Origin of the sequence: Tianweitania sp. (assembly GCF_032053605.1) — a bacterium.
Classification (GTDB): domain Bacteria; phylum Pseudomonadota; class Alphaproteobacteria; order Rhizobiales; family Rhizobiaceae; genus Tianweitania.
Map to the genome: position 1 here is coordinate 794 of NZ_DAMBUH010000033.1, position 10,253 is coordinate 11,046.

Below are 10,253 nucleotides of genomic sequence, written 5' to 3' on the forward strand. Positions count from 1 at the left end.
GTCGCGCCAGCCTGAGAAGACCGGATGAAGCGGCGCTGCGGGATAGCGATGCCAGCCATCGTCGCGACGGCGTGAGACGATCTTTCGCTGATGTTCCTTCAGCCGGTGAAGCACTTCGGCCGGCTCCATGTTGCGCAGACGTTTCAGATACCAGCCGAGTTTCATCTGTGCCGAGACCGCTTCGATGGAGAGAACGAGAAGGCGATAAACAAGCTTCTTCTTTACACTTGCCGGGTTAACGTCGGTTTCTCTTGAGATGGGGACAACAGATGAGAGTGATTGCAGCCATTGCTTTGGCTTTCAGCTTTCTCACGGCAACAGCGCAGGCGAAGGTGCTGGAGCTTCATCGCGGCGTCGGCGTGCATGAGTGGCTCAACTGGTCGCCGGTCAACGGGGATGGCACCTATATCTGGCCGCCCTATCGCGCTGAACAAGAGTGGCTGGACAGCTTCCGGAAAGGCGCCGCTTCCCAAGGGGAGAACGAGTTCCAGCGCATTCGCTCGATGGGCTTCGACTTCGTACGGCTGAGCGTCGATCCCGGCCCGCTGGTGTCGAGTGAGGGGCCTAAGCGAAAGGAAGCACTCGCCATCCTTTCAAAGGCGGCAAAGCGCATCACGGACAGCGGTTTGCGTGTCGTGTTCGACCTCCATGGCGTCAACCAGGTTCCGGCCACCAGCATGAAGCTGATCTATGACGGCGCCGACAGCGAGGGCGTTTCCCGCTATCGCGCCATGGTCAAGGAGGTGGCGAGAATGCTGGTGAAGGTTGGCACCGATAAGGTCGCAATCGAGCCCTATAACGAGCCCGCTTATTACCCCTGCGATGCCAGTGGCACGGACGATTGGCAGCGGATCATGGAAGCCACGGTCGCTGACATCCGCTCCGTGAGTGGCGATCTGACCATCATCGCCACAGGCGCTTGCGGCGGCGGCGTCAAAGGCTTGCTCAACCTCAAGCCCGGCTTCGACGATCCCAACATCTATTACAGCTTCCATATGTATGAGCCGCACGACTTCACGCATCAGCGCTCGGAAACAAAGGGTGGATTTGCGTCCGGCATGCCTTGGCCGGCATCGACCAGCACACCGGAGGCCGTGCGCAAAGCGTTGGAGGCGCGGATGGATGCGGCCGGTATAAGCAGAGCGGAGAAGCGCGCCAACCTGGCGGAAGCCGATTCCTTGATCGCCAAATACTTCGCGGAGGATTGGAGCGAGAAACAGCTGGACGCCAGGTTCGAGCAGGCACTTGGCTGGGCCAAAACAAACGCCATCCCGTCCGAGCGCCTGTTCATGGGCGAATTCGGCGCCATCCTCATGACAGCCGATGGGCGCTCAGGCGCCGATGATGCCGACCGCATCCGCTATCTCACTGCGGTGAGGCGCTCGGCCGAAAAATCGGGCATTCCCTGGTCGATCTGGGAATATGCCAATAGCTATGGCATGTCGGTGATCCCGCCCAAGGGCAATGCGGTGCCCGACATGGGTATGCTCGGAGCGCTGGGCTTGATGCGGCAATGAGCGGCCGCCTTCGCGCCTTCGGCTTGCTTTGAGGCCTTTTCCGCTTGCTGCTGCGCTCAACCCTCATTTATGGCCCGGCCATCCTTCTGACGCGCATTTCCGCGCTGCTTCTGCTCGTCGTCGTCACGCGCCTCATCGACCAGGATGAATACGGTCTGCTGACGCTGGTGGTGACGGTTGGCGAGATGACGGATCTCGCCGTTACCAACTGGCTGCGCATCGCGCTTCTGCGGCTGGGTGGCACGGTGGATGTCAGCCGCGGCTCGTTGGCGCTGGCGGGAAAGGTTCTGCTGGGTAGCACGGTGCTGGCGCTGGTCATCGCAGTGGCGGGCTCGGTGATCGTCGTGCCGGAGCGCTGGCCGGAATTTGCACTGGCCGTTTGCGCCTATCTCGTTGCCGGATCCATCGCCCGCCTTGCTTTGACGGTGCTGCAGATGCAGCAGCGCCATTCCACCTATTCGCTGCTGGAATGCCTGCGCGCCGCCCTGCAGCTGGCGCTCCCGATCCTCGCCATTCTCCTGTTGCCGAACTCCTTTCTGGTTGTTTCGCTGGGATCGAGTGCGGGCATGCTGATAGCCGGGCTCATCGCCGGCATTGTAGCCGCGCGTCGGGTGGTGGTTGGGGCCGCGAAATTTACCGGGCGCGAACTGGTGAGTTTGGGTCTGCCGCTGGTCGTGATGGCGCTCGTCGGATTCGGGCTCAACAGCGCCGAGCGCCTTTTCCTAAACGCCTATCATGATGCCGGTGCTGTCGCGCTGTTTGCCGCCGCTTATGTTCTGGCGCGCCAGCCTCTCGACATGGTGGGCAACGCGATCAATGTCGGCGCCTTTCCGCAGGTAATGAGCCGCTTCGACGAGGAAGGGCCGGCCGGATCGGCCGCCTTGCTGACGCAGCTGATGGCGCTGATGCTGCAGCTTTGTTTGCCGGTGGCGGCCCTGCTGGTGGCGCTGAACGGCCCCATGACCGAACTGATGCTGCCCGCAAGCTATCATGGTCGCGTCGGGTTGCTTTTTCCCGTGATCGCCTTCAGCGTGCTTTGCGCCAACCTGACGAGCTTTGTTTACGGCACGGTTATCCACGCCCATAAGCGACCGGCGCTGTTGATTGTCGGCACCCTCGTTGGATCGGCGGCGACGATCGGATTGTCGATGCTCCTCATTCCCCGCTGGGCCGAGCTTGGTGCAGCCGTTGCGCTGGCCGGAGGTTCGGTCGCGGCACTTGGCGCCTGTGCCTACCTGAGCGAACGGCTGACCCATGTGCCGGTGGCTTGGCGCAGCATCGGGTGCTCCCTAGCGATTGCGCTCGGCACAGGTTTGAGCGCGGCGCTGACCGCTTTCCTGCTCGAAGCCCTTCCGGCCGTAATCGTGCTGGTCGCGGGCGGTTCTGCCGGGGTGGCGGTGTTCCTGATCCTGTCGTGGATGATCTATCCGCAAGCCGCGCGGCAGTTTGGCGACACGGCGGTGCAGCGCTACCGCAGGCTTCGCAATCGCGGTTGATCTAGGCGCTGATGTTGCGGCGCCGGCGACGGCTGGTCCAGACTTCGCGGGATAGAAGAACCGCATAGGCCGTGTTGGTCTCGTAATAGCGGCGCCACAAGCGTTTCGGCTCCTGAGCTACCCGGAACAGCCATTCGAGACCGATCGCCTGAACGAACTTCGGCGCGCGCGCGACCTTGCCGCCATAGACATCGAAGCTGCCGCCCACGCCCATGATGAGGCTAGGCAGAAGCTCGGCACGATGGCGCTTCGTGAAGCGTTCCTTGCGCGGGGTTGGCATCGCAACCAGCAGGCAATCGGCTCCAGATGCATTGATCATCGAAACCACATCCGCCTCGTCTTCAGGCTTGAAGTAGCCGTTGCGTGCACCGGCGATCACCAGTTTCGGATGGTTGCGCGCGAGGCGTTCAACAACGCTATCCAGCACATCCTGTTCGGCGCCGAGCAGGAAGGGTTTGTAGCCGCGCTGTTCGCAAAGGATGAACAGGTTCGTCATGATATCGACGCCGCTGACACGCTCCGGCAAAGCCACGCCGCATAGCCGCGCACCCCACAACACGCCTTTGCCGTCGACATTCACCACATCGGCCGTCGACACATCCTCGTGCAGCTCGGCATTCTTGCGCATGTTCACGAGCTTGGCGACATTGACCACGACATGATGCAGCGGCCGCTTCAGCCGCATGGCTTCTTCGGCCAGATCCATGGTCTCCACCATGGTCAAAGCATGGATCGGCGACGCCAGAAATTCGCCCCGGCGCGATGCCAGCAGGCTATGCTCGGCCCAGCCCGATCGCGCCGTTTCGCTCACGCTGCAACCCCGACAGACCGACGATCTTCAGGCGCCCGGCGCTCGATGCGGGCGTCCGGTTTGCGCGCCTTGCGCCATGTCCAAAGCCCGCGCGTGTCGACCAGCTTCTTGTTTTTCAGCTCTTCGGGATCGATGAAGTTGAACTGCCGGTGGTCGACGAGAAGAACCACGATGTCGGCCTGATCGATAGCGGAAAGCGCATCCGTGAACACGATGCCCTTGTTCTGCAAAGGAGCCGGGAGCGCATTCGTGTTTGGCTCCGCAGCGACGATTTTGACATTTGGAAGCTGCGCCAACAGTTCGACGACTTCTACCGCCGGGCTTTCGCGCATATCGTCGATATTGGGTTTGAAGCTCAAGCCGAGACAGGCGATCGTCTGCTTCACTGCCGGATTAAGCAGAGCCTTGATGTCGTCCACCACCGAATGCGGCCGGGCGGAGTTGATCCGACGCGCGGCTGCAATCAACGGCGTGCTGTCGGGCGCGGCATCGATAATGAAATACGGATCGATGGCGATGCAGTGCCCGCCGACGCCGGGGCTCGGCTGCAGGATGTTGACGCGCGGATGCTTGTTCGCGAGCTCGATGACTTCCCAGACATTGAGCGACAGATCCTGGCACACCGCAGCGATCTCGTTGGCGAAAGCGATATTCACGTCGCGGAACGCGTTTTCCGTGAGCTTCACGAGTTCGGCGCTTTCCGCGCTCGTCAGATAGAGGTCACCGGTGACGAAGGTGGAGTAAAGGGCTGCGGCCCGCGCAGCCGAACGGCGCGACAACCCGCCGATCGAGCGGTCATTGTTGCAAAGCTCCGTCAGCACCTTGCCAGGCAGAACGCGCTCGGGAGAATAGACCACAAGCATTTCCGACTGTTCTTCACCGGCGAGCGGGAACTTAAGATCCGGCCGTAACTCGGCAAGCATCTCCGTCAGGGCGCGCGTCGTGCCGACCGGCGAAGTCGATTCCAGCACGATGAGATCGCCTGACTTCAACACGGGCGCGATGCTTCTTCCTGCCGCAAGCACGTAAGTAATGTCGGGCCGGTGGTCCTGCGTCATCGGCGTTGGCACGGCGATGACATGCGCGTCCGCTGGCTGCGGCTTGCTGCTGGCCTTGAGCTTGCCATTGGCAACGACCTTCTGGATCAAACCGTCCAGGTCGGGCTCGACGATATGGATCTCGCCGCGATTGACCCTTTCCACAACGGCCTCGTTGACGTCGACGCCGGTCACATCGAGCCCGCGGCTTGCCAGGATGGCGCAGGTCGGCAGGCCGACATAGCCCATGCCGATAACGGAAACAGTCTTGATGTCAGCCATGAAGCAATTCCTCGACAATGCGTTGTGCGGCCTGCCCGTCGCCATAGGGGTTGTGCCGTGTCGCCATGCTTTCATACGCATCGCGATCGTCCAGCAGGCGGTTGGCGTGGGAGATGATCTTGTGGGGGTCGGCGCCCACGAGAAGTGCGGTGCCAGCCTCAACACCTTCCGGCCGTTCGGTGTTTTCGCGCATAACCAAGACTGGCTTGCCAAGTGATGGCGCTTCTTCCTGAACGCCGCCACTATCGGTCAAAACCAGGTGGCTCTGCTTTTGTAGGTAGAGAAACGGCAGATAAGTCTGCGGTTCGATGAGATGGATGTTGGCGACAGCGTCCAGCTGCGCTGCCACTACCGATCGGACATTGGGATTGGGATGCACGGGCAGGACAATCTGGACATCCGGTCGCGCGGCCAGCGTTTTCATCGCCGTGCAGATGCGTTCGATGCCGCCATCGAAATTCTCGCGCCTGTGTGCGGTCGCCAGGATCAAGCGTTTTGCGGGGTCCAGAAAGGGAAACTGCCCGGCCAGTTCTGTTCGCACAGCGGCATCCGCATCGATCTCGGCGGAGAAATGGAGCAGCGTGTCAATAACCGTATTGCCCGTCACGAAGATCGTGTCCGGCGACTTGCCTTCCGCCAGTAGATTGGCGCGCGCCTGGGCAGTCGGCGCAAAGTGCCATGTCGCGATGTCGCCAGCGATCTTGCGGTTCAACTCCTCCGGAAACGGTGAGTTGATGTCATGGCTGCGCAAACCCGCTTCGACATGAGCCACCGGCACGCGCTTGTAGAAGGCGGCCAGCGCGGCGGCCATGGCTGTCGTGGTGTCGCCTTGCACGATCACCACATCGGGCTTGGCGCGATCGAGAACCTTCGCCATCCCCTCGAGAACACGCGCTGTGACATCGAACAGCGTCTGGTTCGGCTGCATGACGTTGAGATCGTAGTGGACGGCCAGACCGGTCATGTCGATCACCTGATCGACCATCTCACGGTGCTGAGCGGTGATGCAGGTTTCAACAACACAGTCCGACCGGTTCATCGCCGCGCGCGCAATCGGAAAGCATTTCAGCGCTTCCGGTCGAGTGCCGAAGGTGATCAATAACTTGGGTTTGGCTTGCGGCTTGCTGTCGGCAATGATTGTCATTGCGACAGTAAAGCAAATTGGTATTTCAAAAAGTTGAACAAGGCTGAGTAAATGCAGTACAGATAAGCGAGAAGAGCTTGTCGTCGCCGTGGCTGGTGGTCATTTTCGAGCATCCCTCCCCAGCGTGTCTTCCTTGGTTTTGCGACTGCGATCCGATGCTTGCATCGATAAGATGCCAGCCTGCAAACGCTGCATCACGGCAAGCGTGCGGGTATGGCGTGGACGTGCTCACCGACGAACGTTCGCGGACGTTTCGCGCTGAGCAAGGGAAACGGGGCCGGCTTCATCAATGCCTGCACATGCGCGGACAGGAAGACGATCCAGGCTGCGGACCACAGAACTCCGGCCACGAGAAGGCATAAGGGCGCTTGTTCACTCACTTCGGCCAAGGCACGCGCAACGGCAGAACCGAAGATCAAGCCTAGTGCATACCAGTGCCGGCGGCGGGGTTGGAGTTCTGTGTTTTCCGACCGAAGCATCGTCACGCGCGATGCGATAGCCAGGATCATTGGTCCCATGGTCGCCATGGTCAGGGCATGGACCTGGACCAGATGAGGCACCAGACCGAACCTGGCGGCGACGACAGCAAGCAGGCCGGGAAGAAGACCGGCATAGCCAAGAGACAGCATCCGGTTTGCCCTTCCGAGCCCAAGACCATCAATGCTGCAGGTCATCACCCATAGCATTGCGGCAACGAGCGCCAGCGTTCCGATTGTTCCTTCGTCAAGGAGGCCAATCAGCAACAGGACGACCGCCATCCAAAGCGGTGGCCGGTGCAGATCGCCGAGGCCGACGCGCCGACGCGCGTCAGCGGTGAAGGAAGGAACGATCCGTCCCCCGACAATGAAAACAAGAACCATGATCGCCACCGGCAGAATGCCTGCAAGGTCCCGTTGCTGAAGCAGCATCACCTCTGCCCCGACGAGCAACAGCGGCACCATCGCCAACGGCACCTTGTCCCACCTCCTTGCCCGCAACACAGGCAACAGGATGAACAAGGCGACCGGCAGCGACAGAAGGATCGACCACGCGTCCCCCGGAAACAACAGCGAAACAAGCCGCGATGCGAGAGCGAGCGCACCAAGGACCAGAGGCGAAACCGGAAGCGGACGGCCGGTCCAAGCCTTTTGCGCAGTCATGATGTAGCCGGAGATGGCCAAGCCACCAAAGCCGAACAATCCCAGCCGGACATGTGCCAGCTGTGGATCTTCCAGTGGCAAGAGCCAGACCCACGGGAGCATGGCCGCCATGAAGGCGGAGAGCGCAAAGAACACGCCGGCTGGATAAAAGATCAGGAGCGAACGGCCTTCAGTGGATCTTGCAACGTGCACGTCTTGGGCTTCCCGCCACATATTCGACTGGCCTCTCAGCAGGACGCTCTTGCGGTAACGACCGACGGGCGGTGAATGCGTCGGGCGCATCATAGCTGATTAAGCAGGATTTTGGTGTGCTGAAGTAGGGCGACTCGACATCACCATAGATCGCTCAGGTAAGACTTTTCCTGACAGATTGCGGCCAATTACCTTCGCGTGCCCGAAGCGTGTGTCCGTACACTCGCAGGCGGGCATGGGACCTTTCTTTTGCAAGTTGGCCAGTGGACAGATCACGAGGTCGCCTGGTCCTTGCGCAGTGTTTCGACTGAATTCCAGCCCGGGGCATCGCGTTCTCGAGCAGTGATGAAAGCTGCTTCTGAGCGCATCTGCCTCTTTCGAACCTTGAACGAGGCTGCGCGATCGGACGAAGCAGATGAACGACCTGTCTCTTCTTTCCAGCATCCACCGGAGCGAACCGGCTGATGTGCCGACCGGCGCAATCGCCATCATCGGCATGTCCGGACGGTTTCCCGGTGCTTCCACGGTCGACCAGCTTTGGCAGATGGTGAGGGAAGGCCGGGATGCATTCCGGTCATTCTCGCCGGACGAGCTGGAAGATGCGTTTGAAGAGGAGACGCGGCGGTCGCCCGACTATGTTCCGAGCCGACCGCATCTGGAAGATGTCGATCTCTTTGACGCCGCTTTCTTCGGCATCAAGCCACGCGATGCCGCTCTGATCGATCCGCAGCAACGCATTTTCCTGGAAATCGCCTGGGAAGCGCTCGAAGACGCCGGCTATGATCCGGCGCGCTACGAGGGAGCAATCGGCGTTTTCGCGGGCGCGGCCTTCAACACCTATCTGCTGAACAATGTCCTCGCGCAACGCGACCGGGTTGAGGAATTCACGTCGAACTATCAGGTCGGCTGCTATCCAACCTTCCTCGGCGGAATTTCCGACTCGCTGGCGACACGCGTAGCGCACAAGCTCGATCTGCGCGGCCCGGCAATTACCATGCTCTCGGCCTGCTCGACATCTCTGCTTTGCGTGGCGGAGGCCTGTCAGAGTTTGCTTTCCGGCCAATCCGACATGGCGCTTGCCGGCGGCGTTTCCGTCACGGTGCCGCAAAAGCGCGGCTATATCCACCAGCCCGGCGGCATGGTGTCCGGCGATGGGATCTGCCGGCCCTTCGACGCTTCTGCGAGCGGCACGGTGTTCGGGAGTGGCGCGGGCTGCGTGCTGCTCAAGCGGCTCGACGATGCACTCGCCGACGGCGATCACATCCATGCAGTCATTCGCGGCTGCGGCGTCAATAATGATGGCGCCGCCAAGGTGAGCTATACCGGACCGAGCGCGGAGGGTCAGGCGGCTGTTATCAAGGCCGCGCATCGGAATGCCGGCGTCGATCCGGCGACGATCGGCTATGTGGAATGCCACGGCACCGCGACGCCGCTCGGCGATCCGATAGAGTTTCTTGGCCTTTCCGCCGCGTTTGGCGGATCTAATGGCGAGCATCGCTGCGTTATCGGGTCCACCAAAGGCAATGTCGGCCATCTGGATGTGGCGGCGGGCATCACCGGCCTCATCAAGACAGCGCTGATGCTGCGCGAGCGCGAAATCCCGCCGCTGGCCCAGTTCCGCTCCATCAATCCGGCGATCGACCTTGACGGTAGCCCCTTCAAGGTCGCCACGAGTTTGACACCATGGCCGGAAGGAGCGACGCCCCGGCGGGCCGGCGTCAGTTCGTTCGGGATCGGCGGCACCAATGTTCATGTGGTGATGGAGGAGCCGCCCACTTCAGTTCGCGTTACCGAGGAGGCGGTAGACCGTATCCATATTCTGCCGCTGTCAGCTCGTTCGGAGGCCGCGCTCAACACGGCGTGCGCAGCGCTCGCGCAAGCCATCGGGAGTTGCGACCTCGCAATGGAAGACGTTGCCTACACGCTGCAACACGGACGGCATTCCTTTTCGCACCGCGCAGCCTTCGTGTGTGAGAGCGCGGCGGATGCTGTTGGCAGGCTCGCTTCCCCGCCGGCAATCAAAGGGGTGGCCGCTAACGAGGCGCCGGGCGTGGTCTTCCTGTTTCCGGGCCAGGGGTCGCAATATCCGGGCATGGCGAGCGGTCTTTATCGCAGCGATCCGGCTTTCGCGGACTGGATCGACAAGGGCGCCAATATCCTCGAACCGATGCTCGGTTTCGACATCCGCACCTTGATCTGCCGGGATGTCGAGGGGGCGGACGCCGCGCGGGCGCTGAGGGATACGCAGGTCACGCAGCCGGCCCTTTTCCTGACGGAATATGCGACGGCACAGCTCTGGATTGAGCGCGGCATCGTTCCGGCGGGGATGGTAGGCCACAGCGTCGGCGAATTGGCGGCGGCTGCGGTCGCGGGCGTGCTCAGCTTCGAGGATGCCTTGCGGCTGATCGCCCATCGCGGCCGGCTGATGCAGGAGTGCGAAACCGGCGCCATGCTGTCGGTGCGTGCCCCGGAAAGCGCGCTGCGCGATCTCCTGATCGATGGCGTCGATCTCGCCGCGCTCAATGCGCCGAAGCTCGGCGTCGTCGCCGGCCCCTTCGACGCCATCGGGGCTTTCGAGACCGTTCTTGCACAGGCCGGCCTGCAGGCCAGCCGGCTTCATACCTCGCATGCCTTC

The 10,253-nt window shown here is 61.6% G+C and carries 7 protein-coding genes; 3 read left to right on the forward strand and 4 right to left on the reverse strand.

From position 1 onward, the window contains the following. Positions 1-269: 269 nt before the first annotated feature. Positions 270-1,517, forward strand: coding sequence for a glycoside hydrolase family 5 protein (locus RTX98_RS09860; RefSeq protein WP_312796303.1), 1,248 nt, complete (start codon positions 270-272; stop codon positions 1,515-1,517). 44 nt (positions 1,518-1,561) lie between these two features. Beyond that, the gene (locus tag RTX98_RS09865; RefSeq protein ID WP_312796305.1) at positions 1,562-3,013 is read left to right on the forward strand and encodes a lipopolysaccharide biosynthesis protein; all 1,452 of its coding nucleotides are present in this window, start codon (positions 1,562-1,564) and stop codon (positions 3,011-3,013) included. Position 3,014: 1 nt separating this feature from the next. Here RTX98_RS09865 and RTX98_RS09870 read toward each other — a convergent pair whose 3' ends face one another. The 4 genes from RTX98_RS09870 to RTX98_RS09885 form a co-directional block, all read right to left on the reverse strand. Next, entirely contained in the window at positions 3,015-3,824 is an 810-nt protein-coding gene (locus tag RTX98_RS09870; protein WP_312796307.1) for a WecB/TagA/CpsF family glycosyltransferase, read from the reverse strand. After that, positions 3,821-5,143 carry a UDP-N-acetyl-D-mannosamine dehydrogenase gene (gene wecC, locus RTX98_RS09875; RefSeq protein ID WP_312796308.1) on the reverse strand — a complete coding sequence of 441 codons (1,323 nt, stop codon included), beginning with the start codon at positions 5,141-5,143 and terminating at the stop codon, positions 3,821-3,823. The genes RTX98_RS09870 and wecC overlap by 4 nt, the downstream gene beginning before the upstream one ends. Further along, a complete protein-coding gene (gene wecB / locus RTX98_RS09880) occupies positions 5,136-6,287 on the reverse strand; it encodes a non-hydrolyzing UDP-N-acetylglucosamine 2-epimerase (protein WP_312796310.1) in 1,152 nt (383 codons plus the stop codon). Before wecB ends, wecC begins: the two co-directional genes overlap by 8 nt. 194 nt (positions 6,288-6,481) lie before the next feature. Continuing rightward, on the reverse strand, positions 6,482-7,618 hold the full coding sequence (locus RTX98_RS09885) for an NnrS family protein (RefSeq protein WP_312796311.1): 1,137 nt from the start codon (positions 7,616-7,618) through the stop codon (positions 6,482-6,484). Between the two features lie 415 nt (positions 7,619-8,033). On the opposite strand from RTX98_RS09885, the gene RTX98_RS09890 reads away from it, so the two are divergent. Beyond that, the coding region (locus RTX98_RS09890) for a type I polyketide synthase (RefSeq protein ID WP_312796312.1) at positions 8,034-10,253 on the forward strand (2,220 nt) is incomplete at its 3' end.